The sequence below is a fragment of the Mesorhizobium sp. P2_H9 genome (genome assembly GCF_056403215.1).
Genome location: NZ_JBFUFX010000003.1, coordinates 363,089 through 389,991, shown reverse-complemented (window position 1 = coordinate 389,991; position 26,903 = coordinate 363,089). Strand labels below are relative to the sequence as shown.

At 62.7% G+C, this 26,903-nt stretch carries 29 protein-coding genes; 14 read left to right on the top strand and 15 right to left on the bottom strand.

All coding sequences use genetic code 11. The features are described from left to right. Positions 1-6 precede the first annotated feature (6 nt). Positions 7-2,184 carry a GumC family protein gene (locus tag AC1DXN_RS07870; protein ID WP_477269221.1) on the top strand — a complete coding sequence of 726 codons (2,178 nt, stop codon included), beginning with the start codon at positions 7-9 and terminating at the stop codon, positions 2,182-2,184. Between the two features lie 107 nt (positions 2,185-2,291). Here AC1DXN_RS07870 and AC1DXN_RS07865 read toward each other — a convergent pair whose 3' ends face one another. Continuing rightward, complete coding sequence (locus tag AC1DXN_RS07865; RefSeq protein WP_477269223.1) at positions 2,292-3,521, bottom strand: GNAT family N-acetyltransferase; 1,230 nt, start codon at positions 3,519-3,521, stop codon at positions 2,292-2,294. Between the two features lie 91 nt (positions 3,522-3,612). Here AC1DXN_RS07865 and AC1DXN_RS07860 point away from each other — a divergent pair, with 91 nt between their 5' ends. Then, a complete protein-coding gene (locus AC1DXN_RS07860; RefSeq protein ID WP_477269225.1) occupies positions 3,613-4,671 on the top strand; it encodes a polysaccharide deacetylase family protein in 1,059 nt (352 codons plus the stop codon). A 5-nt stretch (positions 4,672-4,676) separates the two neighbouring features. Here AC1DXN_RS07860 and AC1DXN_RS07855 read toward each other — a convergent pair whose 3' ends face one another. Continuing rightward, positions 4,677-4,892 (bottom strand): DUF2842 domain-containing protein, encoded by a 216-nt coding sequence (locus tag AC1DXN_RS07855; RefSeq protein ID WP_477269226.1) that lies wholly within the window; start codon positions 4,890-4,892, stop codon positions 4,677-4,679. 152 nt (positions 4,893-5,044) lie between these two features. On the opposite strand from AC1DXN_RS07855, the gene AC1DXN_RS07850 reads away from it, so the two are divergent. Beyond that, positions 5,045-6,136: a COX15/CtaA family protein gene (locus AC1DXN_RS07850; protein ID WP_477269228.1), complete on the top strand. Its 1,092-nt coding sequence runs from the start codon at positions 5,045-5,047 to the stop codon at positions 6,134-6,136. A gap of 19 nt (positions 6,137-6,155) precedes the next feature. On the opposite strand, the gene AC1DXN_RS07845 is transcribed toward AC1DXN_RS07850, so the two are convergent. The 3 genes from AC1DXN_RS07845 to speB form a co-directional block, all read right to left on the bottom strand. Continuing rightward, on the bottom strand, positions 6,156-6,473 hold the full coding sequence (locus tag AC1DXN_RS07845; protein WP_477269230.1) for a hypothetical protein: 318 nt from the start codon (positions 6,471-6,473) through the stop codon (positions 6,156-6,158). Between the two features lie 99 nt (positions 6,474-6,572). Then, on the bottom strand, positions 6,573-7,499 hold the full coding sequence (gene argC, locus AC1DXN_RS07840) for an N-acetyl-gamma-glutamyl-phosphate reductase (protein WP_477269232.1): 927 nt from the start codon (positions 7,497-7,499) through the stop codon (positions 6,573-6,575). 30 nt (positions 7,500-7,529) lie between these two features. Further along, positions 7,530-8,537 carry an agmatinase gene (gene speB, locus AC1DXN_RS07835; protein ID WP_477269234.1) on the bottom strand — a complete coding sequence of 336 codons (1,008 nt, stop codon included), beginning with the start codon at positions 8,535-8,537 and terminating at the stop codon, positions 7,530-7,532. A 260-nt stretch (positions 8,538-8,797) separates the two neighbouring features. Between speB and AC1DXN_RS07830 the strand changes: the two genes are divergently transcribed. Next, entirely contained in the window at positions 8,798-10,021 is a 1,224-nt protein-coding gene (locus tag AC1DXN_RS07830) for an acyltransferase family protein (RefSeq protein ID WP_477269236.1), read from the top strand. Between the two features lie 88 nt (positions 10,022-10,109). Further along, positions 10,110-11,159, top strand: a complete 1,050-nt coding sequence (locus AC1DXN_RS07825; protein ID WP_477269238.1) for a glycerophosphodiester phosphodiesterase family protein — start codon at positions 10,110-10,112, stop codon at positions 11,157-11,159. 224 nt (positions 11,160-11,383) lie between these two features. Here AC1DXN_RS07825 and AC1DXN_RS07820 read toward each other — a convergent pair whose 3' ends face one another. Further along, positions 11,384-12,256 (bottom strand): aldo/keto reductase family oxidoreductase, encoded by an 873-nt coding sequence (locus AC1DXN_RS07820; protein ID WP_477269240.1) that lies wholly within the window; start codon positions 12,254-12,256, stop codon positions 11,384-11,386. 94 nt (positions 12,257-12,350) lie between these two features. Between AC1DXN_RS07820 and AC1DXN_RS07815 the strand changes: the two genes are divergently transcribed. After that, entirely contained in the window at positions 12,351-13,262 is a 912-nt protein-coding gene (locus AC1DXN_RS07815) for a LysR family transcriptional regulator (protein WP_477269242.1), read from the top strand. A gap of 263 nt (positions 13,263-13,525) precedes the next feature. Then, positions 13,526-14,551: an acyltransferase family protein gene (locus AC1DXN_RS07810; RefSeq protein ID WP_477269244.1), complete on the top strand. Its 1,026-nt coding sequence runs from the start codon at positions 13,526-13,528 to the stop codon at positions 14,549-14,551. Positions 14,552-14,627: 76 nt separating this feature from the next. On the opposite strand, the gene rpsI is transcribed toward AC1DXN_RS07810, so the two are convergent. The 5 genes from rpsI to AC1DXN_RS07785 all read right to left on the bottom strand — a co-directional run bounded on the left by rpsI (position 14,628) and on the right by AC1DXN_RS07785 (position 16,958). Further along, complete coding sequence (gene rpsI / locus AC1DXN_RS07805; protein ID WP_023810272.1) at positions 14,628-15,110, bottom strand: 30S ribosomal protein S9; 483 nt, start codon at positions 15,108-15,110, stop codon at positions 14,628-14,630. A 1-nt stretch (position 15,111) separates the two neighbouring features. Further along, positions 15,112-15,576, bottom strand: a complete 465-nt coding sequence (gene rplM, locus AC1DXN_RS07800) for a 50S ribosomal protein L13 (protein WP_477242871.1) — start codon at positions 15,574-15,576, stop codon at positions 15,112-15,114. Between the two features lie 267 nt (positions 15,577-15,843). Next, positions 15,844-16,242, bottom strand: coding sequence for a type II toxin-antitoxin system HicB family antitoxin (locus tag AC1DXN_RS07795; protein WP_477269247.1), 399 nt, complete (start codon positions 16,240-16,242; stop codon positions 15,844-15,846). An 18-nt stretch (positions 16,243-16,260) separates the two neighbouring features. Further along, a complete protein-coding gene (locus AC1DXN_RS07790) occupies positions 16,261-16,452 on the bottom strand; it encodes a type II toxin-antitoxin system HicA family toxin (protein WP_477269984.1) in 192 nt (63 codons plus the stop codon). A 53-nt stretch (positions 16,453-16,505) separates the two neighbouring features. Beyond that, positions 16,506-16,958, bottom strand: coding sequence for a PaaI family thioesterase (locus AC1DXN_RS07785; protein ID WP_477269249.1), 453 nt, complete (start codon positions 16,956-16,958; stop codon positions 16,506-16,508). A 148-nt stretch (positions 16,959-17,106) separates the two neighbouring features. Here AC1DXN_RS07785 and AC1DXN_RS07780 point away from each other — a divergent pair, with 148 nt between their 5' ends. The 6 genes from AC1DXN_RS07780 to AC1DXN_RS07755 all read left to right on the top strand — a co-directional run bounded on the left by AC1DXN_RS07780 (position 17,107) and on the right by AC1DXN_RS07755 (position 21,466). Next, positions 17,107-17,928 (top strand): enoyl-CoA hydratase, encoded by an 822-nt coding sequence (locus AC1DXN_RS07780; protein ID WP_477269251.1) that lies wholly within the window; start codon positions 17,107-17,109, stop codon positions 17,926-17,928. Positions 17,929-17,930: 2 nt separating this feature from the next. Then, a complete protein-coding gene (locus AC1DXN_RS07775; protein WP_477242874.1) occupies positions 17,931-18,353 on the top strand; it encodes a VOC family protein in 423 nt (140 codons plus the stop codon). A gap of 10 nt (positions 18,354-18,363) precedes the next feature. Further along, complete coding sequence (locus AC1DXN_RS07770) at positions 18,364-19,146, top strand: AAA family ATPase (protein WP_477269253.1); 783 nt, start codon at positions 18,364-18,366, stop codon at positions 19,144-19,146. Beyond that, positions 19,143-19,664, top strand: coding sequence for a CoA-binding protein (locus AC1DXN_RS07765; protein WP_477269255.1), 522 nt, complete (start codon positions 19,143-19,145; stop codon positions 19,662-19,664). Before AC1DXN_RS07770 ends, AC1DXN_RS07765 begins: the two co-directional genes overlap by 4 nt. A gap of 147 nt (positions 19,665-19,811) precedes the next feature. Further along, complete coding sequence (locus AC1DXN_RS07760) at positions 19,812-21,092, top strand: O-acetylhomoserine aminocarboxypropyltransferase (protein WP_477269257.1); 1,281 nt, start codon at positions 19,812-19,814, stop codon at positions 21,090-21,092. 23 nt (positions 21,093-21,115) lie between these two features. Continuing rightward, on the top strand, positions 21,116-21,466 hold the full coding sequence (locus tag AC1DXN_RS07755) for a cupin domain-containing protein (RefSeq protein WP_477269259.1): 351 nt from the start codon (positions 21,116-21,118) through the stop codon (positions 21,464-21,466). 105 nt (positions 21,467-21,571) lie between these two features. Here AC1DXN_RS07755 and AC1DXN_RS07750 read toward each other — a convergent pair whose 3' ends face one another. Genes AC1DXN_RS07750 through AC1DXN_RS07740 form a run of 3 tightly spaced genes read right to left on the bottom strand, consistent with a single transcriptional unit; the run spans position 21,572 to position 24,260 of the window. After that, positions 21,572-21,865: a transporter substrate-binding domain-containing protein gene (locus tag AC1DXN_RS07750; RefSeq protein ID WP_477269261.1), complete on the bottom strand. Its 294-nt coding sequence runs from the start codon at positions 21,863-21,865 to the stop codon at positions 21,572-21,574. Between the two features lie 56 nt (positions 21,866-21,921). Then, entirely contained in the window at positions 21,922-22,989 is a 1,068-nt protein-coding gene (locus AC1DXN_RS07745; protein ID WP_477242880.1) for a hypothetical protein, read from the bottom strand. A 23-nt stretch (positions 22,990-23,012) separates the two neighbouring features. Next, the gene (locus tag AC1DXN_RS07740; protein WP_477269263.1) at positions 23,013-24,260 is read right to left on the bottom strand and encodes a cytochrome P450; all 1,248 of its coding nucleotides are present in this window, start codon (positions 24,258-24,260) and stop codon (positions 23,013-23,015) included. Between the two features lie 105 nt (positions 24,261-24,365). Here AC1DXN_RS07740 and AC1DXN_RS07735 point away from each other — a divergent pair, with 105 nt between their 5' ends. Further along, on the top strand, positions 24,366-25,466 hold the full coding sequence (locus AC1DXN_RS07735; RefSeq protein ID WP_477269986.1) for an NAD(P)/FAD-dependent oxidoreductase: 1,101 nt from the start codon (positions 24,366-24,368) through the stop codon (positions 25,464-25,466). Between the two features lie 22 nt (positions 25,467-25,488). Here AC1DXN_RS07735 and AC1DXN_RS07730 read toward each other — a convergent pair whose 3' ends face one another. Further along, positions 25,489-26,868, bottom strand: a complete 1,380-nt coding sequence (locus AC1DXN_RS07730; RefSeq protein WP_477269265.1) for a pyridoxal phosphate-dependent decarboxylase family protein — start codon at positions 26,866-26,868, stop codon at positions 25,489-25,491. Positions 26,869-26,903: the final 35 nt, after the last annotated feature.

The window sequence follows — 26,903 nt, the reverse complement described above, 5'->3', positions numbered from 1 at the left end:
GAATGCATGTCCGTTCAGTCCGCGGCCGCAGATGTCGATGTCGATCTCAGGCAGCTCTTCGCAAGTCTTGCGAGGAACTGGCTGCGCATTTTTGTGGTCGCGCTGGTGGTGACAGGGCTGGCGTTCGCCTTTGCCTGGCTCGCCACGCCGCACTACAAGGCCACGACGCTGCTGAAGATCCAGATGAACGAATCGGCCTTCACCCGCCCTGCCGGCACCAATGACGACGACAAGCCGGTCCTTGATGCGGAAGGTGTGGCCACCGAGGTTCAGGTCATTTCCTCATCCGATATCCTCAATAAGGTGGCCGAACAGCTCAATTTGGCAAATAAGCCGGAGTTCGACGATGCGTTGAACATGTCGCCGGTTACCCGCTTTCTGGTCATTGCCGGCCTGAAAAGCGATCCGGAAGAAATGCAGCAGGAAGAGCGCGTGCTGAAGAAGATGCGCGACAAGCTCAATGTCTACGGCGTCGAGAAGACGCGAGCGATCGCCATCGAATTTTCCTCCGAAGATCCCAAGCTTGCCGCCGACATTCCGAACGCCATTGCAGCCGCCTACATCGCCTACCAGGCGGCGGCGAAGACCAAATCGAATTCCGCGGCCACGGCCTTCCTGGGGCCGGAAATTACCGACCTGCAGGCGCAGGTGAAGGCTGCCGAGGCCAAGGTTGCTGCCTACCGGGCGCAGTCGGACCTGTTGATGGGTGGCAACAATTCAGTGCTGGCGACACAACAGCTGTCCGAGCTGTCGAGCGAACTGTCGCGGGTGCGCGCCAATCGCGCCGCGGCCGAAGCGACTGCCGACAGCGTGCGCAAGGCATTGCAGAACGGCGCCTCGCTGGATGCGGTGCCGGAGGTGCTGTCGTCCGATCTGATCCAGCGCTTGCGCGAGCGCCAGGTCGAGCTGAAGACCAACATCGCCGACCTCTCCACCACCTTGCTCGACAATCATCCGCGCATCCGGGCGCTGCGGTCGCAGCTCGCCGATCTCGACGGCCAGATTCGCAACGAGGCGCAAAAGATCATGCGCGGATTGTTGACCCAGGCGCAGACGGCCAAGGCCCGTGAAAGCCAGCTCATCGCCGACGTCAATACGCTCAAGGCTGCATCGGCGCGCGCCGGCGAGGAACAGGTCGAACTCGATGCGCTGCAGCGCGAAGCGACCGCGCGGCGCCAGCAACTCGAATCCTACATGACCAGCTTCCGTGAAGCGTCCTCGCGCAAGGACCGCAACTATCTGCCGGTCGATGCCAGTGTGTTTTCCGAAGCGCGGATGCCGTCCGAACCCTATTTCCCGAAGATCGTCCCGATCGTCGGCGCGGCCTTCGTCGGTTCGCTGCTGCTGATGGCGATCGTGACGCTTCTCCAGGAATTGTTCTCGGGTCGCGCCATGCGCCCGGCCCCGGGCGCCCGTTTCGAGCACATCGAGCAGGTTGCGATGCCGGCTGCCCGCCAGGAGCCGGCGATTGTCGAAATCGCGGAAGCCGAGGATCATCCGGCTGTGGCTGAAACCGAGACGGAGCCGGCAGCGGCTGTCGTGGCGGAAAAGGCTGCCGCGAGGGCCGAACCGGTGCGCTCCAGCCTCGGCGAAGTCGACGTCGAAAAGGCAGCCGAAAAGCTGATCGCCAGCGGTGCGGCCCGCGCCATATTCGTGTCGCCCGAAGGCGACGAAGCGGCGGCCTCGGCGGTGCTGGTGGCGCGCGAAGTCTCCGACGCCGGGCTGCGCGTTTTGCTGCTCGATCTCACCGCTTCGGGCGCTGCCTCGCGGCCGATGCTCGACAGCGGGCTTTTCCCCGGGATCACCAATCTGCTCGCCTCCGAGGCGCAGTTCAGCGAGGTCATCCATCCCGATCTCTATTCGGACTGCCACGTCATTCCCGTCGGCACCGCCGATCCGGTTCGCGCCATGCGCGCCGCCGACCGGCTGCCGATCATCATGCAGTCGCTGACCACCGCCTACGATCTGGTCGTCGTCGAATGCGGCCCTACCGATGCGCAAGGAATCAGCCGCCTGGTGGGCGAGGGCACCGAGGTCTTCCTCTCCATGCTAGAGCCCCATGACGAGGTGGCGCAGGCGGCGGTCAAGCTGATCGAGAACGGCTATCCCGAGCTCACTCTGGTGACGCCGATCGGCCACGAGACACCGGGAACGCCGGTGCCGGGACGACGTAGCGCCGCCTGAGATATGCGATACCTACTCTGGCGGCGCGGCGATTGGCGAAAGCAGGCGTGACATCTGATCTCCCCCGCAAGGGGGGAGATCAGGCAGTTTCTGCGCCGCATCCAGCTTCAGCTGTCGTCCTCGGCAGCCGCAGGTGCAGCCTGTCCGGCGGTCTTGCGGCGCAGCATCTTGGTCAGCTTCCAGATCGTCGGGCTGTTCTTGATGCAGGCCTTCAGCCGCGCGCTTTGCCGCAGCACAAGCGCCAGCGCGCGGCCTTTCAAGCTCAGGGGGACCAGCACCTCGAAATGCTGGGTCTCGATGTCGCACCACAGCCGCTTGTAGGGTTCGTCGCCGACCGAGAAATCATAGACGTCGAAGCCCGTCTCGCAGGCCTCCTGGATGTTGTCGAAGAACAGAAAGTCGCCTGGGCTGGTGTGGCCGAGATCGTCTTCGGCGATCGCTCCGAATTCGCAGATCAGTCGTTTGCCCGAACGGCTCGATCCGGTGATGGCGCGCAGCTTGCCGGCGACCTCGAGTCCATGCAGCACGAAGGGCGGGTTTTTCTCTTGAAGCGCTTCCACGAACAGCGCGCGGAAAAAAGAACGCACTGGCGCATCGCCGAAGACATTGGCGATGCCCATCTTGCGGAAGCGGAATTCCTTCATCTCGAAGAAGGCGTCGAGCAGCCGGTTCACCTCGTCCGCCGTGCCGGCCGCGATGCGGCGGTAGCTGCCGACGGCTTCGAATTTTCGAGTCTGCGAACGGTGCTTCTTGCGCTTGCGCTTGCCGCTGGCGCGCGACAGCAAGGCATCGAAACCGCCTGCAAGGTCGACCGCGAGCGACAGATTGGGGCTCGGAAAATGCGGGAAGCTGGCAAGCGGATTGGCAGCGCCGTCGAGCTTCGGCAACAGCCGTTCCAGCGCGAGCAGGTCGATATCGGGCCGGGTCTTGCCGATTGCCGCCAGCATCGAGCGAATGGCCGAACCGTCCGGCTTGGCCAGCCAGCGCGGATCGGCGGCGGCGAAATTGCCATTGGCATGGCGGCCGGCCATGAAGCGGGCGACACGAAACGGGCCTGTGCGGGTGACTTCCAGCGCCAGCGCAAAAACCGGCCTGTCCTCAATGCTAAGGGTTGCCACGACAACGTCCGGGCCGGCCTGCGCCGTCCAGTTCCGGATCCACGACGCGCTCTGCGCCGGGGCGACCAAGGCCGAACGGCTGAATTCGCCATAGGCCGCAAGGGCTGTGCCGTCGGAGACCGAGGCCGACAGGCCGGCCTGGTCAACGGAAACCGCGCGCGGCGACGCTTCGGTTGCCGCAAGCCGATTGCCGTCAAATGACGCGGTGGCGTCAACCATACCTCAATCCTTAGGGCGTATTCATCGCGATTTGGGGGTTCGCATAGGCGCGTTCCGTGCTTGGATGAGCCTAGGCGTAAAAGGTGAATGAATGATCGACGGAGGCGAGGCAATCCGGAAACTGGCGCTCAATGTCGCCCGCTATACCGGCCTTGCACCGTTGGCCAAGCCGTTCGTCGGCGGCATCGGCGCCATCCTCATGCTGCACCGGGTGACCGCGACGCCGGAGAAACCGAATGGCGTCAACCGGCATCTCAACATCGCGCCCGACTTCCTCGACGCCGTGATCGCCGACATGAAGGCGAAAGGCTATGCCTTCGTCACGCTTGACGAGGCCATCGAGCGCATCAAGGCCGGTGGCAAGGGCGGCCAGTTTGCCACCATCACCGCCGACGATGCCTATCGCGACAATATGACCGAGGCGCTGCCGGTGCTGGAAAAGCACGGTGCGCCGATCGCCATCTACGTCGCGCCGGGGCTGATCAACGGTGCCGCCGACCTGTGGTGGGACGTGGTCGAGGACATCGTCAACGCGCGCGACCGGTTGACGCTGCCGACGCCGGCCGGCCCGGTGAGCATCGACTGCTCGACCCCGGGCAAGAAACTCCAGGCCAATGCGCGCCTGCATAGCTATCTGACGCTGGAAATCCGCGAGGAAGACCAGCGCGCGGTGTTGCGCGACCTGGCGCGCGCCAACGGCATCGAGCTTGACGGGCTACGCTCGAGCACGCTGATGAACTGGGACGATATTCGCACCATGGCCGCGCATCCCCTGGTGACGATCGGTGGCCACACGGTCAACCACCGCAATCTGAAGCGGCTTTCCGAAGCCGATGCGCGCCACGAGATCGGCGATGTAAGGCGTATTTTGCAGGCGGAACTGGGCGAGGAGCCGCGCCATCTCGCCTATCCCTATGGCTATGCCAGCGCCGTCGGCTGTCGCGAAGTTGGTTTTGCCCGCGATGCCGGCTATGCCTCGGCGGTGACGACGCGGCACGGCGTGCTGCGCGCCGAGCATTCGGGCTTCCTGCACGCGCTGCCGCGCATTTCAGTCAACGGCCGCTACCAGAGCGTCGCCCACATTCGCACCATGCTGTCGGGGGTAACGACGCCGCTGGCCAATGCCGGCAAGATGGTCGTAACGGTCTAGGCACGTCAGCTCTTCGCTGGCGGCTCCAGGATCAGCCACTTGATGATGCCCATTGCCGGCAGCACCCAGAGCAGGCCGCTCAGCAGGAAGAACAGGAAATGCGCCAGCGGTCCCGACTGCGACAGCTGCGCGACCGCCACGATCGACGCGACCAGCGCGTAGATGATGACTAGCGCCACCAGCAGAAATGTTCCGATCAGCTTTTTCAGGCGAATGGGCATTGTCCGGCCTCTTGCAAGCGCTTCGAATAAGCCTTGAGACAGTGACACGCAACCCGCGACAAGCGGCGCGACGGCGTGCCGCGCCGTCCGGTCTTGTCAGCCGGGTTGCGATGGTTCACCAATCCGCGACTTCAAACCGTTGGAACAAGCCCATGGCTGCCATACCAGCTGCCGCGCCTTACATCGCTCGCGACCGCGACCTGCGCAACCGGGCGCTGGTGCGCGGCTGGCTCTATGTCGTGCTCCTGGTGCTGGTTGCGCTGGTGCTGGTCGGCGGCGCCACCAGGCTCACCGAATCCGGCCTGTCGATCACCGAGTGGCAGCCGATCCACGGCGTCATCCCGCCGCTCAACGACGCCGAGTGGCAGGAGGAATTCCAGCGCTATCAGCAGATCCCGCAATATGCCGAGCTCAACAAGGGCATGAGCATCGAGGCGTTCAAGACGATCTTCTGGTGGGAATGGGCGCACCGCATCCTGGCGCGCAGCGTCGGCGTCGTCTTTGCCTTGCCGCTGCTGTTCTTCTGGGCGACGCGCCACGTCGAACGCAGCCTGGGGCCGAAACTGCTAGGCATTCTCTTGCTCGGCGGCCTGCAGGGCGCCATCGGCTGGTGGATGGTGGCATCCGGCCTGGTCGACCGTGTCTCCGTCAGCCAGTACCGGCTGGCGACGCACCTGACGCTTGCGGCATTGATCTTCACCGCGACCATGGTGGTCGCGCGCGGGCTGGCCCCGCATTCGGAGCCCGCCGCCGACCGCTCGACACAGCGCCTGGCCGGCTTTCTCGTGCTGCTGGCGCTGATCCAGATCTATCTCGGCGGTCTGGTTGCCGGCCTCGATGCCGGTCTCAGCTACAACACCTGGCCGTTGATGGACGGCAAGATCGTTCCAGGCGACCTGCTGCTGCTCGAACCGGCATGGCGCAATTTCTTCGAGAATCCGAAGACGGTGCAATTCGTCCATCGGCTCGGCGCTTACACGCTCTTCGCCGTGGCGCTCTGGCACATGGTCGCCACGCGACGGCGTCTGCCCGGCTCGACACATGCCCGTCGCGCCACGGTTTTGCTCCTGCTGGTGCTGGTGCAAGCCTCGATTGGCATCGGCACGCTGTTGACGCATGTGCCGCTGCACATGGCGCTGACGCATCAGGGTTTTGCGCTGGTGGTGCTGGGCTTTGCCGCCGCTCACTGGCGCGGCACCAAGGGCGCTTATCCCTTGCCCAGCCGGATCGCCGTCAGAGGCTGACGGCGGGCTCGCTGCTTCGTCAAATCCAGAGTGCGGTCGACGTGTCTTTCGTCTCACCATCGAACTCTGCCTGGCGTAGCGCCGCGGCAGACGGGGTCGACTGGCCTTGGTCGGTGGCTGCGGCCTTGTCGGCGGCCTTGAGCGCATCGAGCTTGGCCTTCAGCGCCGCAATCTCCTGCTGCAGCTTGGCCGCCTGGACCTGATCCTCGACCGTCTTCGCCTCGTCTTCCTTGGCCTTGATCTGCTTTTCGAGCGCGGCCTCCTGCGAAGCGTTGCTCGACGCGCTGGACGAAGAAATCTGTGTCGCCTGGGACGAAGCCGAAATCGCGCTGACCATGAGAATTCCCTGAAAGATGTCAGTCTTTCAGTAGATCATCATGGTGAACAGGCGGTTACCTGCACATCCGGCGCCGACCTGCCAGCGCCGGCGCGTCCATCAAAGGCCGAGCATCAGGTCCATGTTCTGCACGGCGGCACCCGAGGCGCCCTTGCCGAGATTGTCGTAGACGGCGAGCAGCAGCGCCTGTGCCCGGTCGTCATTGGCAAAGACATAGACCTTCATGCGGTTGGTGCCGTTGTAGACTTCCGGATCGATCTCCGGCATGCGCTCGAGATGCGCATAGGGCGCGACCTCGACCACGCCGCCATCGATGGCCGCGAAGTGGTCGGCGATCGCTGTATGCAGTTCGGCACCGGTCGGCACATGGTCGAGGCCGCCGAGTTGCAGCGGCACCACCGTGATCATGCCTTGCGCGAAATTGCCGACCGCCGGCTGCATGATCGGATCATGCGAGAGTTTCGCATAGGTCCTCAGCTCCGGCACATGCTTGTGCTGCAGCGTCAGCCCGTAGGGCAGGAATTCCGAGGCATCCTCGCCCTTGGCGACATACTCCTCGATCATCGGCCGGCCGCCGCCCGAATAGCCCGAAATGCCGTTGACGGTGATCGGAAAATCTGGCGGCAGCAGCCCTGCCGTCAGCAGCGGCCGCAGCGTCGCGATCGGCCCTTGCGGCCAGCAACCGGGATTGGCGACGCGCTTGGCCCGGGCGATCTTTTTCGCCTGACCCTTGTCCATTTCGGCAAAACCGTATTCCCAGCCTTCGGCGACGCGATGCGCTGTCGACGCATCGATGACCTTGGTCGTGTCGTTGGTGATCAGCGAAACGCTTTCTTTGGCGGCTGCGTCCGGCAGGCACAGGATCGCGACATCGGCGGCATTGAGGAACTCGGCGCGCGCCGCCGTTTCCTTACGGCGCTCGGTCGGGATCGAGATGATCTCGAGGTCGCCGCGCTCGGCAAGCAGCGCCCTGATCTGCAGACCGGTGGTGCCGTGCTCGCCGTCGATGAAGATTTTCGGTTTCATGGATTGACCAAATTCCCTGCTATTTCAAAACTATATGCCGCTTGCCTGATTCACTGCGGCAGCGTGGTGATTGCCGTTGTTCATCTCTCCGAGCCGGGCCTTTCGCTCGGCCAGCAGGCCGAGATACTGCATGGCCACCATCGAACCGGCAATCGCCGTTATATCGGCATGGTCATAGGCCGGCGCAACCTCGACGACATCGGCGCCGACAATGTCGACCTGACCGAGTTGGCGCAATGTCGACAGGATCTTCGCCGAGGAAGGTCCGCCAGCGACCGGCGTGCCGGTGCCCGGCGCGAAGGCCGGATCAAGGCAGTCGATGTCGAAGGTGAGATAGGTCTTCCTGCCGCCGGTGCGATCGACGATGGCATAGGCGATGTCGGACGCCCGCATCTCCTCGATTTCATGGCCGTAGAGGATCTTGATGCCGAACGTATCCGGCGCGTGGGTGCGGATGCCGATCTGGATCGAGCGGTCGGGGTCGATAATGCCTTCGTTGACGGCGCGGCCAACGAACGAACCATGGTCGATGCGCTTGCCATCGTCCGGCCAGGTGTCCTGGTGGGCGTCGAACTGCACCAGCGCCAACGGCCCGTGAATGGCGGCATGCGCCTTGAGCAGCGGCCAGGTGACGAAATGGTCGCCGCCCAGCGTCAGCAGGAAGGCGCCGGATTTCAGGATTTTTGCTGCCTCGCGCTCGATCGTTCCTGGCGTCTTCTGGTGGTTGCCTGAGTCGAGCAGGCAATCGCCATAGTCGACCACCGCGAGCTGTTCGAACAGATCACGCGAAAACGGATATTGCGGGTCGTTGTCGAGGATGGCCGAAGCACGGCGGATCGCCTGCGGCCCGAAGCGAGCGCCCGGCCGGTTGGTGACGGCGGCGTCGAAGGGAATGCCCCACACCACGGCGTCCGCGCCCTTCACGTCCTTCGTGTATTTGCGCCGCATGAACGACAGCGCGCCGGCATAGGTCGGCTCGAAGGCAGCGCCCGTTTTGGAGCGGGCGGTGAAGGCGTGGTCGATGTTCTGGTTGGCCATATAGCGATCTCCTATGCGTCGACGCGGACCTTATTGGACATAATTTTCAGAAATGCGACCCCTTCCGCAGGCGATGGCCGCTGGAACTCGGTCACAAATTCTTGCGTGCCGGGCGAACTGCGGTGCTGGCACGCAAATTGCGGTAACAAGCATGAAGACAGCCGAAAGCAAGCATCCGTCCCGTCGTGGGACGGAATCGGCCGGGGAACGGAACAACTATGGGCGCGCCAGCGTTGCGAACTTCCGCCCGATCGCCGGATGTGGCGCGACCTGCACCAATCAGGTTCGAAGCGCTGGACAGCTGGCGCGGCCTCGCCGCAATCATGGTGGTGCTGTTTCACGCCCAGATCGTCAGCAACATTCGACTGATCGGCATCGTCCGCTCGGGCGAAGCCTTCGTCGACCTGTTCTTTGTCCTGTCGGGCTTCGTCATCGCCCATGCCTACCTCGACAGGCTTTCGACCCCTCGCGACATGGGACGTTTCTTCGTCTTGCGACTGGGTAGGCTTTATCCGCTGCACATCTTCATGCTCGCGCTCTTCCTCCTGTTCGAGATCGCCAAAACCTTCCTGCCGGGACTGGTCAACGCTTCCGATCCCTCATTCTCCGGCACCAACGATCTCTCCTATCTCGCCAGCAACGCGCTGCTGCTCCAGGCTTTTTGGCCTGCGGATTCGCTGAGCTGGAACACGCCGTCATGGAGCATTTCGGCGGAGTATCTGGCCTATGTCCTGTTCGCCGTCGCGGTGCTGACACAGCGCAAACGGGTTATTTTGTGGCTTGTCCTCGCCATGATCGCCGCACCACTCGTGCTTTGGCAGGCCTCGGCGCAAGGCATGGCCTCGGCATCGGGGACCGGCTTCCTGCGCGCCATCTACGGCTTTTCCATTGGCGCGCTTTTGTACGTGGTTTCCTTCCGCTCGATGCTGTTGCAGCATGCCGCTCCCGTCAGCCGGGCGGGATCGCTACGCTGGACCGTGATCGAGCTGTCGGTGACGGCGTTGGCCGTCGTGGTCGCCTGGAAGACGCATGCGACCCCGCTGAGCTATGGCTTGCCCTTTGTCTTCGCGCTGCTGGTCTGGGTTTTCGCCAGGGAGAGGGGGATGGTCAGCCGCCTGCTGCGCCTGCGCCCGTTCATTTTCATCGGCACACTGTCCTATTCGATCTACATGATCCACCTGTTCATCCAGTTGCGGCTGCTGAACGTGGCCCGGCTGGTGGACATCATCGCCGGAATGTCCCTCGTCCGGCAGGTCGGCCGCACCGACCGCTATGGCGACGGCATCGATCTCGGTAGCCTGTTTGCCGGCGATCTGCTGATTGTCGCCATGGTGGCGGTCACCATCGCGGCCAGCTACGTGACCTATCGGCTGATCGAGCAACCGGGCCAGCGCCTCTTCCGGCGCCTCGCCGGCCGCCTGTTTGGGCCGGTCGGCCATCCACACGATGTCGACAAACGGCTGCTCCAGCCGGCGTTGACGTAACTTCCCCGCTTTTCGAAGCCGGCTTCGTTCACCCAGATGTCACGGGCATCGCCTATCCCCGGTTCGATCCGGCAAGGAACGATTCTCGATGCGGACCATTTGGCTGAGCCTTCTGCTTTCAACCGCACTGGCGGTCTCCGTCGGCCAGGCCGTGGCCGGCGAAACCCGGGCCAGGCAGATCCTCGACCGCTTCGAACACGCCAACCAGTGGCGCGACCATGTGTTGGTGGCCGCGCATCGCGCCGGCGGCATGCAGGCCGGCAAGACGCTCTATCCGGAAAATTCGATTGCCGCTGTCGAGGCATCGATCGCCATGGGCGCCGAAATCGTCGAGGTCGACATCAGGCGGTCGAAGGACGGCCAGCTTGTCGTCATGCACGACAGCTGGCTCGACCGTACGACGACGTGCAAGGGCGAGGTGGTCAAGCACACGCTGGCCGAGCTGAAAACATGCCGGCTGGTGATCGAAGGCACCGGCGTCGCCACCAATGAGACGGTTTCGACGCTGCGCGAGATGCTGATGGCGACCAGGGACCGGATCCTCATCAACCTCGACAACAAGCTCGCCGTCGGCGACCTCCAGGACATGATCGCGGTCGCCCGCGACCTCGGCATGGCCGAGCAGGTGATCGTCAAGGAGAACCTCTGGAACTCCGCCAGGATTACGACGGTCAAGGCCGCCATGGATGCGATCGGCGGCGGCTTCCAGTTCATGCCGATCATCGCCGACGATGCGGTTCACGATGCCGGCTTCGCCGAAACTGTCGCCCACGCCTTCCCGGTGCACGCCATCGAGCTGATCAACTGGCGGGCCGGCGCCGAAACACTGACCGAGACCGGTGGGCCGCTGTTCAGCCCGCACATGCGGGCGGAGGCGGCGAGGGGCGACTGGCACATCTGGGCCGACACTTACGCCATCGTCAACAAGCCGGGCGGCTTCCTGGCCGGCGGCCGCGGCGACGAGCTGGCAGTGCTCGCCAGCCTGCCGCGCGAAACCTGGGGGTTCTGGGTCGAGCGCGGCGCGACCATCATCCAGACCGACGAGCCGAAAGCGGCGATAGGCTGGCTGGCAGCCAACGGCTTTCGCGTGCCTTATGCCACCGAAGCGGAGCCGGCGCACACGGCAAGCATCAACTAGGAATTCAAAGCAGGCGCTTCACCCCACCCGGCGCTGCGCGCCGACCTCCCCATCGAGGGGAGGTAGGAAGTCACGGCAATTCTCGGCCCAGCCTTGGTCTGCCGAGCTCCGCAAGAATCGGAACGAATGGCTGAAAATAAGGCGCGGCGCCCTACCTCCCCTTGATGGGGAGGTCGCGCCGCAGGCGCGGGTGGGGTGACAGCCCAGCCCGCAAAAATTTGCTTTCAGGCGGCCATCGCTACGCCGTCCAGTTCGCTCAGCGCGTCCTGCGACAGCTCCAGTTCCGCCGCCGCCAGATTCTCCCGCAAATGCCCGACCGACGACGTCCCGGGGATCAGCAGGATGTTCGGCGAGCGCTTGAGGAGCCACGCCAGCGCGACCTGCATCGGCGTGGCGCCGAGGCGCCTGGCCACAGCCGACAAGGTGGACGACTGCAACGGATTGAAGCCACCCAATGGAAAGAACGGCACATAGGCGATGCCGTCGCGGGCAAGGTCGTCGATCAGGGCGTCGTCGTCCCGATGCGCCAGATTGTACTGGTTCTGCACGCAGACGATCTCGGCGATCCCGCGTCCTTCCGCGATCTGCGCAGGGGTGACGTTGCTCAGCCCGATATGCCTGACTAGGCCCCGCCGCTGCAGCTCGGCCAGGGCGGTGAGCGGCGCTTCGATCGACCCTTCGGCGGGGCCACGCGTGTCGAACATGACGCGAAGGTTGACCACGTCGATCGCCTCGAGGCCGAGATTGCTGAGATTGTCGTGCACCGCCTGGGTCAGCGCTTCCGGCGAGAAGGCCGGCAGCCATGAGCCATCCGCGCCACGGCGGGCGCCGATCTTGGTGACGATGACGAGATCGTCGGGGTAGGGCGCCAGCGCCTCGCGGATCAGCAGGTTGGTGACCTGCGGGCCATAGAAGTCGCTGGTGTCGATATGGTTGACGCCCCGCGAAACCGCCTCGCGCAGCACCGCCAACGCGGCGTCGTGGTCCCTGGGCGGGCCGAACACCCCTGGGCCTGCGAGCTGCATGGCGCCGTAGCCGAGCCGCTTTACGGTGTGGCTGCCGAGGGTGAACGTGCCGGACTGGTCTATGTTGGCCATGATCTTTCTCCTTGAATGACCAAGCAGAAATAGGCGCTGTCCGCTGTCCTTATAACCCTATATAATCTGCACGGGCTGTACAGGATAGCGAACAGTGAATGTCGAACTGAGTGATCTCAACGCCTTCCTGGCGGTGGCACGTGCCGGGGGCTTTCGCGAAGCCGCGCGCGCCAGCGGCGGAAGCGCCTCGGGTCTGAGCGAGGCGGTCCGCCGCCTGGAAACACGGCTCGGTGTCCGGCTGCTCAATCGTACGACGCGCAGCGTCGCCTTGACCGACGCGGGTGCCGGGTTGCTGGGGCGGCTCGGGCCAGCCTTGAACGAAGTCCAGGCGGCACTTGACGTGGTGAATGGCTTCCGCGACCGGCCGACGGGCACGCTGCGCCTCAACGTGCCGGTCAGCGCGGCGCGGCTGGTATTGCCCAGCATCGTTCCGAGGTTTCTCCTTGCCTACCCCGGCATCCAGCTGGAGGTGGTCAACGAGGAGAGTTTCGTCGATGTGCTGGCGGCTGGTTGCGACGCCGGTATCCGCTACGACGAGCGGTTGGAGCAGGACATGATTGCCGTGCCGATAGGACCACGCGTCCAACGCTTCACCGCCTCCGCTTCGCCGGCCTACCTAGATCGCCATGGTCGGCCTCAACACCCCAGCGAATTGCTCGGCCATGCCTGTTTGCGTGGACGTTTCCCCAGCGGGGCAATGCCGTCGTGGGAATTCGAGCGTGACGGCGAGGTGGTGCTGGTCGACCCTACAGGTCCGCTGATCGTTGGGATCGGTGGCGGCATCGATCTCGTCGTCGACGCAGCGATCGCTGGACTGGGCATTCTATGGCTCTTTGAAGACTGGCTGCGCCCGCATTTCGAGAGCGGCGCGCTCGAACCTGTGCTGGAGCCTTGGTGGCAGCGCTTCCCGGGGCCATTCCTCTACTACCCCGGACGGCGTCTGGTGCCAGCGCCGCTCAGGGCGTTCATCGACTTCATCAAGACACCGGCCGGTCGCGGCCAATAGCTGGGCGAAACGCCGGATTCATCCATATTGGGCATGGTCCTCCTCCTTTCGGCGGGGGGAGCCGACCCTGTCCCCCCGCCCAACAACCGGATACAGTCGGACATTCAGTGAGGGCGATAGGGGGCTGAACTCAATGACCGCGACGCATTATTGGCTGTGGCGCAAGGAAGTGCGCGCAGCCATAGACAGTGTGTCGGCGCTTGGCGAAGTACCCGTGGCGCCCTCGATCTCCCGATCCGTATTTTTAGCCATTGGAGTGTAGCGTGCAACGGCGATACGTGACGCTAGATTTGCTGCGCGGCATCGCGGCTATCGGCGTCATGCTTTATCACAACTGCATCGACGTCGTTCAAAGCGGCTATCTGGCTGTCGATCTATTCTTCATTCTCAGCGGATTCGTGATCGCTCTTTCTTATGAAGACAAGCTAAGAAATGGGCTAACGCTATCGTCATTCCTCTCGACACGCTTCATCCGCCTTTGGCCAATGATTGCGGTTGGAAGTGTCCTTGGCCTTTTGGCCGGACTGGCTCACTATGTGGCGCATCCCGGCAATCTCTCGACCTTGGCTGCTCAGTTCTTGGCTTCCCTCGTTCTGTTCCCAAAAATGGCCGTGTCTGCGGACGAAGAACTATTTCCACTCAACACCGTATTTTGGTCTCTCTTTTTTGAGGTTGTCGTTAACGCGATATATGCGGCATGGTTATATAATCGGCGATCGCAGGTTCTACTGATTGTTTTGGTCGCGTTTTCCGCAGTCTGTATCCTGATTGAACCAGAAATAAAGATGCTAGGTTTATTCGCCCGCGCGCTCTTTGGGTTTTTCCTGGGCGTGCTGTCCTATCGCATGTCGAAGACATTGCGCTTGCCGGCAGGGAGGTATGGTTCGTTTTTTTGCTCCGCCGCGGTTGCTCTCATCCTCACCATGCCGACCTCAGCCAAGCCACCCGAGGTGCTTTTTCTGCTCATCGATGCAATATTCTGTGTAGTAATCCTCGTAGCGGCAAATAGCGACAACGCCATGCCTGCCAAAATGGCGGCCTTGTCTCAATGGCTCGGGGATATCTCTTACCCGCTCTATGCCATTCATCGACCGCTGTTTTATTTCTGCTCAGTGCTCATCGTGAGGTTTACCGCCGGTTTGATTGCCTACAACCTTGCGGCACTCGTTGCTTCCATCGCTGCGGTGGCTGCCTCGGGTGCCTTACTGCGCTTTTTCGATCAGCCAGTTCGCCGTTATCTGACGGGCCTGATCCGACGCCGGGTATTGGCGGCCACTCCAAGCGTCTAGCAAGCTGACCAATAGCTGCGTGCAAACAAAAAGGCCGCCCGGAGGCGGCCTTTCGAGGAACTTGCAAGCGCAGCGCTTAGCGCTTCGAGAACTGGAACGAGCGGCGGGCTTTCGCCTTGCCGTACTTCTTGCGCTCGACGACGCGGCTGTCGCGGGTCAGGAAGCCGCCCTTCTTGAGCACGGCGCGCAGCGTCGGCTCGTAGTAGGTCAGCGCCTTGGAGATGCCGTGGCGAACCGCACCCGCCTGGCCGGAGAGGCCGCCGCCGACAACAGTGGCGACGATGTCGTACTGGCCGGCGCGGTTGGAGGCGATGATCGGCTGGTTCAGGATCATCTGCAGGACAGGGCGCGCGAAATAGGTCGCGAATTCCTTGTCGTTGACGATGATCTTGCCCGAACCCGGCTTCACCCAGACGCGGGCGATGGCGTTCTTGCGCTTGCCGGTGGCATAGGCGCGGCCCGACTTGTCGAGCTTCTGGACATGGACGGGTGCTGCCGGCTGGGTGTTGGTGTTGCCGGTGGCGGCGCCCAATTCTGCGAGCGAGGAAAGCTCAGCCATCTTATGCAACCTTCTTGTTCTTGGCGTTCAGCGCGCCGACGTCGAGGGTGACGGGCTGCTGGGCGACATGCGGATGTTCCGTGCCTGCATAGACGCGGAGGTTCTTCATCTGGCGACGGCCGAGCGGGCCGCGCGGGATCATGCGTTCGACGGCCTTCTCGACGACACGCTCGGGGAAACGGCCCTCGAGCAGCTGGCGCGCGGTGCGCTCCTTGATGCCGCCGGGGTGTCCGGTGTGCCAGTAATAGACCTTGTCGGTGAATTTCTTGCCGGTGAACACCACCTTGTCGGCATTGATGACGATGACATTGTCACCATCGTCGACATGCGGGGTGAAGGTGGGCTTGTGCTTGCCGCGAAGATGATTGGCGATGACAGTGGCGAGACGACCAACGACGAGACCCTCGGCGTCGATCAACACCCACTTCTTCACCACATCCGCAGGCTTCTGCGAAAAGGTTGTCATGGATTCTGCTTTCGGTTCGGACCTTCCGGAGAAGGCGTTTCTTGTTGCTTGGATTGGCGCCAAGCCGCTTGCTCGTCGCCAATAACAAAACGGCGGCCTTTGCGGGCCGCTGCTTCGTGAGGGCTTATAGGTGAGGGCCGGGGCTGCGTCAAGGCACGTGAAAAGCTATTTGGCGAGTAAAACGAAGCAAAAACAATGGCTTGGGTAAAAGGTATTATTTTACCACATCGAATAGGCGCTGCTTGCCTGACAACATCCGACCAGGTCCTAGTGCTTTGCTTCGATTTCCTTGCGGGCTGCGCTGGAGAGGAACGCGGATCGTGTTATGCCCCGTTCGCGCGCTGCGGCGTCGATCGCCCGTAAAACGCCGCGCTCGAAAGTCACATTCGCCCTCACGACGGCACTGTCATTGTCGATGAGTGGCACCGAGACCAGATAGCCGCCTTCGGCGAGTGCACTACGAATGTCCGGAAGTGCAACAATCGTTTCGTGGCTGGACGGTTCCGGAACGGGCATATCCTCCGCCCACAGTTGTAGCGCCCCAACTGCATTCGGCACGATGTCTTCCGCCTCGTCCGCAGCCGAAAAGCAGCCGGGAATGTCGGGAAAGCGGATGCCGAACGCGCTATCGGGCTCTTTATCGACCAAGGCGAAATAGTTCTTCATTTCGGTCTCCAGGGCGCTTTAGGGCGCCTTTATCCAGCCCGCTTGCTTGGCGATCGCCCGCGCCGTGCCGGTTGGCAGATCCTTCTCCGGATGCAGAACGATCAACACGATCTCACCCTTTCGGAATTTATGATGCGAGCCGCGCACGGAAATCAGCTCGAAACCATCATCCTTGAGGCGCTTCACGATTTTGCGGCTGTCACGCTCCAGCAAAGGTCACCTATGCGCACATTTATACACATCAAGCCGGAAATCAATCGTCATTATGGCGCCCGTTTTGGCGGGATCGAATAGGTCCCTGTGGCGTGCGCGACCGTGTGTCCGTCCGGCCCGGCGACGATGTCGATGTCGAACACCATCAGGTTCTTACCCAGTTTGAGGATGCGGCAATGGCCGTCGATCGGCCCGGCTTCGGCCTTGCGGACGAAATTGATGTTGAGATTGGTGGTCACCGACAGCGCATCCGGTCCGGCATGGGAGAGCACGCAGACATAGCCGCCAATGTCGGCCAGCGTGAACAGCGATGGACCTGACACCGTGCCGCCGGGGCGCAGATGCCGCTCGTCGGCGTTGAGCCGCACCGTGCAGCCGCCCGGAAACACATCCAGCGCCTGATAAAAAGTGAACTGGTCGTTGAGCTCGGGATAGACGGTTGCCATCAGCGCATTGACCTGCGCCGCATCCAGCACCGGCTTGAGATTGCTTTGGGCGGGCATGTCTGTCTCCGTTTGCGCCATGCCTGTATGAACGCAGCGCGGCATTTCTGGCAACACCCCTGTCTGTCACCGAGGGTGTTGGACGAAGCGAGGCGGCATACTAGATTAGTCGGACCCAACCTGATCCAGAATCGCGGAGAAGCGACCCATGGCTGAAATCGTCGCCATCAAGCCGGCTGTCGCCGAAGGCCCTGTTGTCACCAAGCTGGAAAAGGGCGTGCTGCGCCTGACGCTCGCCAATCCGCCGGCCAATGCTCTGTCGTTGGCGGTGATGGCGGCGCTGACGGCGGAGCTCGAGCTGGCCAAGGCCGACAAATCCGTGCGCGTCATCATTCTGTCGGCGGCCGGAAAAGTATTCTGCGCCGGGCATGATCTCAAGGAGCTGACCGCGCGCCGCGCCGACGCGGATAGGGGCAGGGCGTTCTTCGAGACGACGTTTGCCGCCTGCGCGGCGCTGATGCAGGCGATCGTGCGCCATCCCCTGCCGGTGATTGCCGAGGTCGATGGCCTCGCCACCGCCGCCGGGCTGCAATTGGTCGCCAGCTGCGATCTGGCCATCGCCTCGCATGAAGCGACCTTCTGCACACCGGGCGTCAACATCGGCCTGTTCTGCTCGACGCCGATGGTGGCGCTGTCACGCAACGTCTCGCGCAAGCACGCCATGGAGATGCTGCTGACCGGCGAGACGATCGATGCCGCAACGGCCAAGGAATTCGGCCTGGTCAACCGCGTCGTGCCGCGCGAATACCTGAATCAGATTGTCACCAAATACGCGCAAACCATTGCTTCCAAATCATCTTTGGTGGTCAAGACCGGCAAGGAGGCGTTCTACGCGCAGGCCGAAATGGGGCTGGCCGACGCCTATGCCTATACCGGCCGCGTGATGGTCGAGAACATGCTGGCGCGGGATGCCGAGGAAGGCATCGGCGCCTTCATCGGCAAGCGCAAGCCGGAATGGCCTGAGGAATAGAGGTGGAACCGCGCATCTCCATCATCACCGTCGCCACCGACGATCTCGGCCGCGCCGTGCGCTTCTACGAGGCGATGGGGCTGAAGCGTCACGCCGGCATCACCGACGGCGTTGCCTTCTTCCAGATGGGCGGCGCCATTCTCGGCTTGTTTCCGCGCCAAAGCGCCGAGGAGGATTCCGGCATCGCCTTCGGCAGCGCACCGTCGGCGGTCTACCTCGCCTACAACACCCGCTCCGACGCCGAAGTCGATGAGGTGCTGGCGGCGGCCGAGAAGGCCGGCGGCAAAATCGTCAAGCCGGCCGGTCGTGCCTTCTGGGGCGGCTGGTATGGCTACTTCGCCGATGCGGACGGACATGTCTGGGAAGTGGCGCATAATCCGGCCTTTCCGATCGCGGAAGACGGATCGATTTCGCTGCCGGATTGATCGCTTCCGGATGGCCTATCGCAAGCAGTTGACCCGATTGAAGGCGCCCTACCTCAAGCGCATCCTGATCGACCCCGCCCGCGTCGAGGATTGGGAAAAGTATCCCTGGAACCTGCCGCTCTTCCGCGGCCATGAATTCGAACTGGAATTCACCACGCCAATCACCATCATTGTCGGCGAAAACGGCACCGGCAAATCGACGTTGCTCGAGGCGATCGGCGCACTGGCCGGTTATGACGAAGCCGGCGGCGGCAAGGGCTACCGGCCGGTCGATCACTCTGTCGCCATCGACAAGAGCGGTGCGGCTCTGGCCAACACATTGCGCGGCCACTGGCTGCCAAAAGTCACCGCCGGGTGGTTCTTTCGCGCCGAATCCTTCTACTCCGTCGCCCGCTATCTCGATCAGGCCGCGCTCGAAGACCCGTTCAAACCGCCGCCACCGGATTTCCTGTCTTGGTCGCACGGCGAGGGGTTCATCCGCTTCTTCGAGGAGCGCTGCCGCCGGCAAGGCATCTACATTCTCGACGAGCCCGAAAGCGCGCTTTCGCCGTCGCGGCAGATCGAACTGCTCAAGATGCTGCGGCGGATGGATCAGTCAGGCACGGCGCAGGTGATCATGGCGACGCATTCGCCGCTGCTGATGGCCTGTCCCGGCGCACGGTTGTTCCGCATCAGCCGCTTCGGGCTCGACCCGACCGATTTTAGCGACACCGATCATTTTCGCATGATGCGCGACTTCTGCACGGACCCACAGTCCTTTATGGAGGAAGCGCTGAGGGAGACCGACGAGTGAATCACGACGCCTACGACAACGCCTATATCGCCGGTATCCTCAATTCGGTGAAAACCATTGCCATGGTCGGCGCGTCGGCCAATGACGTACGGCCGAGCTTTTTCGTGCTGAAATACCTGCTCGCTAAGGGATTTTCGGTGTTCCCGATCAATCCAGGTCATGCCGGCAAGGAAATCCTCGGCCGCACGGTCTATGCGAGGCTCGCCAACCTTCCTGGACCCGTCGACATGGTCGACATCTTTCGCGGCTCGGCAGCCGTGCCTGGCGTCCTGGAGGAGATATTGCGGCTCGATCCGCTGCCGAAAGTCATCTGGATGCAGCTTGGCGTGCGCAATGACGAGGCGGCGGCGCGTGCCGAGGCCGCCGGCATCAAGGTGGTGATGAACCGCTGCCCGAAGATCGAATACGGCAAGCTGTCGGGCGAGATCGGCTGGACCGGCGTCAATTCCGGCGTGCTGTCGTCGAAGAAGCCGCTAATGCGCGCGGGATTCCAGAGTTTTGGAGTACGCCAGAAGTAGGCGGAAGTTTATTCCGGGAAGAAGTCGATTTCCTCGCACGTTGATCGCAGATCGTCCGCTGAAAGGTATTTTCTTCTTTGCATTCACACCCGGGCTTCGCCAACAATGCCCGGCGATTTCAGACGTTTTCAGAAAGGGAGGTTTTCGATGACCCGCACGCCCGGTTTCAACACGCTCGCCGTCCATGCCGGCGCCAAGCCGGATCCGGCGACCGGCGCGCGCGCCACGCCGATCTACCAGACGACCTCCTTCGTCTTCGACGATGCTGACCATGCCGCCTCGCTGTTCGGGCTGAAAGCGTTCGGCAACATCTACACCCGCATCATGAACCCGACGCAGGCGGTGCTGGAAGAGCGTATCGCGGCCCTCGAAGGTGGCACGGCGGCGCTGGCCGTCGCCTCGGGCCACGCCGCGCAGGTGCTGGTGTTCCACAATCTGATGCAGCCTGGCGACAATTTCGTTGCCGCGACAAGGCTTTACGGCGGCTCGATCAACCAGTTCGGCCACGCCTTCAAGAATTTCGGCTGGGAGGTACGCTGGGCCGACACCAACGATATCTCCACCTTCGAAAGCCAGATCGACGACAAGACCAAGGCGATCTTTATCGAGAGCCTGGCCAATCCCGGCGGCGTCTTCGTCGACATCGAGAAGATCGGCGACATCGCCCGCAAGCACGGCCTGCCGCTGATCGTCGACAACACGCTGGCCTCGCCCTATCTCGTGCGGCCGATCGAGCATGGCGCCGACATCGTCGTCCACTCGCTGACCAAGTTCATCGGCGGTCACGGCAATTCGATCGGTGGCGCCATTGTCGACGGCGGCACCTTCGACTGGTCGAAGTCGGGCAAATATCCGATGCTGTCGGAGCCGCGCCCCGAATATGGCGGCATCGTCCTGCACGAGACCTTCGGCAATTTCGCTTTCGCCATTGCCGCGCGCGTGCTCGGCCTGCGCGACATCGGTCCGGCGATTTCGCCTTTCAATGCCTTCCTCATCCTCACCGGCCTGGAGACCTTGCCGCTGCGTATGCAGCGTCACTGCGACAATGCGGTCACCGTCGCCGGCTGGCTGTCCAATCATCCCAAGGTTGCCTGGGTGAACTATCCCGGCCTGCCCAGCGACAAGAACAACGCGCTGCAGAAGAAATACTCGCCGCTTGGCGCGGGTGCGGTGTTCACCTTCGGCTTGAAGGGCGGCTATGCCGCCGGCATCAAGTTCGTCGAGGCCCTGGAATTGTTCTCGCACCTCGCCAATGTCGGCGACACCAAGTCGCTGGTCATCCATCCGGCCTCGACCACACACCGCCAGCTTTCCGACGAGCAGAAGGTCAAGGCGGGCGCTGGGCCGGACACGGTCCGGCTTTCGGTCGGCATCGAGGACGTCAACGACATCGTCGCCGATCTGGAACAGGCCCTCGCCAAGGTCTGACCCCGGGCAAACAAGGAGCGCCCATGACCGCGCCAAAATTTCTCACCATCGGCGTCGATACCGTCGCGCCGGAACCTGGCGCGCCGGCGCCGGATCGTCTGATTGCGGGCGATCCGAAATTCCGCACCTGGAACGTCGAGGAACGGGATGGCGGGCTCTATGCCGGCATCTGGGAAGCGACGCCGGGCAAATGGCGCATCGAATATGACGAGTGGGAGTTCTGCCATATCCTGTCAGGCGTCTCGGTGATATCGGAGACGGGCGGCGTGACGCGCACCGTCAGGGCCGGCGACAGCTTTGTGCTCAGGCCCGGCTTCAGCGGTAGCTGGGAAGTGCTTGAAACGACCCGCAAGGAGTATGTGATCAAGCTTTAGACCATGATCCCGAAAAGTGGTCGCCGGTTTTCGGAAAAGATCATGGTCAAACAAAAGGATAGCAATCACAAAAGCCGATCGATGTCGGTATCGGAAAATCCGTACTCACGTGCGCGGATTGCCTTTCGCCACCAGCAATCCGTCCTGCAACACCCAGATCGGCCGCGAGAAATCGACCAGCTTCCTGCGTTCGTCCGAAACGAAGAGGCCTGTGGTCATGTCCCACTGGCCATCGATCAGGCCGGGAAGCAAATTGGCGAACTCGGTCTCGACGGGTGAAAACGCTTCCAGTCCCAGCGCCTGGCAGAGCTTCTGCGCGAGTATGGCGTCGCAGCCGCCGAGAGTTCCCGAACCGTCGGTGAAGCAGAAGGGAGGCTCCTGCAAAAAAGCGAATCTCATTTTTTCAGTCATGCGATCTCGGTCCTGCGATGGCCTCCTTGAGGGCGGCTCGTTACCTACTTCCCAGGAAACTGGCTGAGGCAGGCTTCGGAAGCCTTGTCGTGCTTTGCCAGCAGATCGACGTCTTCAGCCTCGACATCCGAATCGGAAATCTCGTCGCGATAATACTGCGCCAACAGGTCCAGTCCGATCTGCGTGACGCCCTGGGTCGGCATTTCCCGGGCAAGGCAACCGCACAGGCCAAGCGCGCGATCGGGCGAGCCGATCTTGCGGTTGGCGAGGATAAAATCCTGGCCTGGACAAGCTTCGATGAAGCCATCGAAGCTCAGTTTCTCCTGCGGCTGGTCGCCGTGATTGAAATAGGCCGGCTGCCATTGGCCCTTGCCGGCGACGACCTCGCAGCCCGTTGCGACGTCGCCGGCGTCCCTGGAGACGGCTAGCCAGGCTTTCTCCTTGTCACCGACGGGATAGTCGAATTTCTCGCCCAGGGAGGCGGCATATTGGTCGAGGTCGGCCTGTGCAAAGCCGATCGCCTGAAAGCGGTTGAACTGGCATTGGCATTCGTTGGCGACCTGTTCGGCCTCGCCTTCTTCAGGCTGTTCGCTCGATTTGCTTTTCTGGCAGGCCGCGATGAAGGTAGTACCGTCGAGCGACGTGGCGGGGAAGGTCGAGACTTCAGCGTAGCGATCGCCCGTCCAGCCAAACAGTTTTTGGTCGAGTTGCAGATCGATGAAGCCGTTGCGCTTGAATGCGCCGAGCCCGACCCTGTCCGTGGCCGTCAGCCTTGCGCCTGGAATGTCGCCAAGAACCTCGCGGTAGCTGTCGCCTTCGAGCACGAACAGGAACAGCCCGCACTTCACCCCGTCGCAGGCGGGATCGGCGACATAGACGTAGAGTTCGGAAAACCCGTCGAGATTGAAATCGACCTCGTACGCCCAGAACTTGTCCGCCGGCACGGCCGCGCCCGTCTGGCGTTCGAGCAGTCTGCCAGCCATTGCCCGAGCTATGGCATCGCTGTTTTCCTGCGGGATGTTTTCAGGCTGCTGCTGGGCGAACGCGCCGGCGATGCCTGCGCACACCAGCGCCAGGGCGAATGCCGTCGCCCGCGTGAAAGACAGTCTCATGTCGCGACCCCCGGCCCGCGACATCAAAAACTGACGGCAAGCCTTTCCAGCCCATGGAAATGATAAGTGTCGCGGAAGCGCGGCTGTTCGGCAAGATGCAACCGCGGTTGCCGCTCGAACAGGGTTTTCAGCGACACCTGCAATTCGAGCCTGGCGAGCGGCGCGCCGATGCAGAAATGGATACCGGCGCCGAACGAAACATTCTTCTGGTCGGTGCGGCCGGGCCTGAAGGCGAAAGGTTCGGCAAAGGCGCCGGGGTCATGATTGGCCATGCCGAGCAGCAGCGCGATCTTGTCGCCGGGCTTAAGCACGATTCCAGGCCCGACCTCGATCTCCTCATAGGCATAGCGCAGGAACATGTGCAGTGGGGCGTCGAAGCGCAGGCACTCCTCGACGGTTGCCGCGGTCGCCTCCGGCGACGTGAAGAAGCGCCTGATGTCACCGCCTTGCGCCAGGATCGAGCGCACGGCATTGCCGGTCTGGTGGACTGTGGCTTCATGGCCGGCGTTGAGCAGCAGGATGGCCGAGGATACCAGTTCGTCCTCCGACAGTTTCTGGCCGTCTTCCTGCGCCGAGATCAGCAGCGACAACAGGTCGTCGCCAGGTTTCTTGCGTCGCTCGGCAACATAGCCGCGCAGGAAATCGGAAAAATCGCGGGCAGCGCGATTGGCCGTCACCTCCGTCTCGCGCGTGCGGCCATGCATGTACATGGCCACCATCTCGTGCGACCAGTCGAGCAATTGCGGCCCCATTTCGATGGGAACGCCGAGCATTTCGGCGATGATGGTGATCGGCAAGGGTGCGGCGAAGGCAGGCAGCAGGTCGACCTCGCCCGGTTCGAAGCGGTCGATCAGTTCGTTGGCCAGCGCCTCGACACGCGGCCTGAGCCGCTCGACCTGGCGCGATACGAAGGCGCGGTTGACCAGCGTTCTGAGCCTGGTGTGAACCGGGGGCTCCAGTTCCAGCATCGAGTTGGCCTCGATGCCGTCGAAGGCGGCGAGATGCGTGCGGTCCTGACCGACGCCGCGGCTGTCGGGAATGCCCGCCGGGTTCTGGCGGCCAAAACGGCGGTCGCGCAACAGCCTGTTGACGTCGTCGAAGCCGCCAAAGCACCAGAAGCCGTAGTCTTCCCAGAAGAAGGCGTTCGATGCGCCATGCAAGAAGTCATAGGCCGCGTAGGGGTTCTGAAAAAAAGCCGGCTCGTGTGGATCCAGTCGCACATGGCGGCTGGCTGGATCAAAGGCCAGGTAGGGTGGCGTCAAATCGGTCATTCCAGATCATTAGCGCGGCTTGCCAGACAGGCGCCAGACCGTATGTTGGCGCCCGACGGCCCAATGCGTTGAGCCAGTGGCCGCGGCTGCGGAAAGACGGTATTGATGAATGTGATCGTGGTTGGCGCGGGTATTGCGGGGCTTTCGACGGCGTGGTCGCTGGTCAAGGCCGGCCACAGCGTTTCCATCGTCGAGCAAGGGCCGATCCCCAATCCGCTGGCTGCGTCGGGCGACCATCATCGCATCATCCGCCGCGCCTACCGCGCCGGAACCGGCTATGGCCAGCTGATCACCGAAGCCTTTGCAGCCTGGGACGAGATGTGGGCCGACCTGGGGGAAAACCATCTCGATGCGCGCGGCGTGCTGTGCGTCTCGCTCGAACCGGGCGACAAGGGCGATGAATACCGCGAGGGCCTCGCGGAGGGGAACTTTCCTTTCGAATTGCTGGAGCCGGACGCCGCCGTCAAGCGCTGGCCGTTCCTCGAAGCTGGTTCGTTCCGCTATGCCTTCCTCTCGCCCGAGGGCGGGGCATTGCATTGCCGCAAGATTGCAGCGGGGCTGGCAGGTTGGCTGCGTGCCAATGGCGCCAACGTCTACGAAAACAGCAAGGTGGTTGAGGTCGACGCTGACGCCGGGCGCATCGTGCTGGCGCATGGCGAGACGATGCAGGCCGACCGCATCGTCGTCACCGCCGGCGCCTGGGTGCTGAAACTGTTTCCGGAACTGGGCGGCGAATTGAAGACCTATCGCACCGCGCTCGCCTATGTCGAACCACCGGCGGATCTCAAGGCGGCATGGGAGGCGGCGCCGGCCATCCTCGTCGGCGGTTCGACCGATGGCTACATGATCCCGCTCACGCGCGGCGCCGGCATGAAATTCGGCTCAGGGCTGCACCGGGTGCCGACCAGCGACGCCGACTGGAACCGCCAGCCGGTGCCGGGCGAGGGCGAGGCGATCCGCAACCTGTTTTCGCCGCCGATCGCCCGTATCGGGGAGTACAGGGTGACCGAGGTTGTCACTTGCGCCTACACCTTCACCGCCGACGACAAATTCATGGCGCAGGAAAAGGGCAAGTGCCTGATCGTCTCGGCCTGCTCTGGCCATGGCTACAAGTTCGGCGCCGCCGTCGGCAGGCGCGTGGCAGCGGCCGTCGTCGACGGCGATGTCGAGGGTTTGAAGGCATGGCTGCGGGCAGAGGTGGCTTGAGCGCAAGCCAAGGTCCTGCGGCTCAGCGATTGAGCTCGTCGGCAGCAGCAAGGACTTCGGACACAATCGCCTGTACGTCATCCCCATTCGTTCGATGATTGACGAAACACGCTCGCAGCGCGAACTGGCCATTGACCGTTGCATTCGACAGATAGACGCGGCCTCGCGCGATCACGCGACCGAGGATCGCTTCATTGTCCTTCGAGCGGTGGCGGAAACAGACTGCGCTTAGCGACACGGGCGCAAGCTGTTCCAGTTCCGGATGCGACGCGATTGTCTGCGCCAACATTTGGGCGTGGCGCAGATCGCGCGCGATGGCTTCGCGATAGGCGCGGCGTCCGTGATACTGCAGCGACATCCAGAGCTTCAACGCACGGAAACGGCGAGACAGCTCGATCGACTCCTCAAAGAAGGCGAATGCTTCCAGGGGATCTTCGCTCAATATCCTGACATAGTCGTCGCTGTGCGAGAAAGTTGTGCGCGCAATGTCTGGACGACGATAGAGCAGACAGCCACAGTCGAGTGGCTGATACAGCCATTTGTGGGCGTCGAGCGACAGCGAATCCGCCAAAGACAACCCCAGGAATTTTTCCGGCACGGCCAGTGCCGCCAGTCCCCCATAGGCACCGTCGACATGCATCCACAGCGCCTCTCTGCGGGCGATGTCCGCAATTTCGGGGAGTGGATCGATGGCACCGGAGACGACGGTGCCGACTGTTGCCACGATGGCGATGGGTGTGTTTCCGGCTTCGCGGTCGGCGGCAATGGCGGCCAGCAGGGCGTCCGGTCGCATCCTGAGTTTATCGTCGACAGCAATCAGGCGAAGGTTTTTCTTGCCAATGCCCAGTAGGGCGACAGCCTTCGGAATGGACATGTGCACCTGTTCGGAGGCGTAGATCACGCAGGGCCGTGTGCCGGTTTCGTTGGCTGGAAGCTTCGCTTCACGCGCCATCGCCAACGCCATGAGATTGGCCGTCGAACCGCCGCCGCACAGGCTGCCTGTAAATTCGGTGCAGCCAACGGCTTCCGCCAACCATCCGACAACGGCACGCTCGATCGATGTCGCCGCCGGAGCCGACCGCCACGACGTCACATTCTGATTGAGCACCGCAGCGAGCAATTCACCCAGTGCGCCGATCGGTTCGCCCGAGCCGACGACGTAACCGAAGAATCTGCCGGTAGCAGGTCGCACATGCTCAGTGATTGACTTGAAGTCCTGCAGGACCTCCTCACCCCGCCCATCCTCCAGCCAGGGCCGCGAGAAGAGTTCGGTCGTATCTTTGCCGCTGGTCGAGGGGTACGCCCGACGCCCGTCAAGCGAAGCCCAATAGCTTTTGGCGAGATTCAGGGCTTGGTCTGCAAAATCCGATAGTTGTTCATGGGAAACTTCCAGGTCGCGCATGTCCCTCAGCTCAACCTAAATCTTGCCGCGGCGCA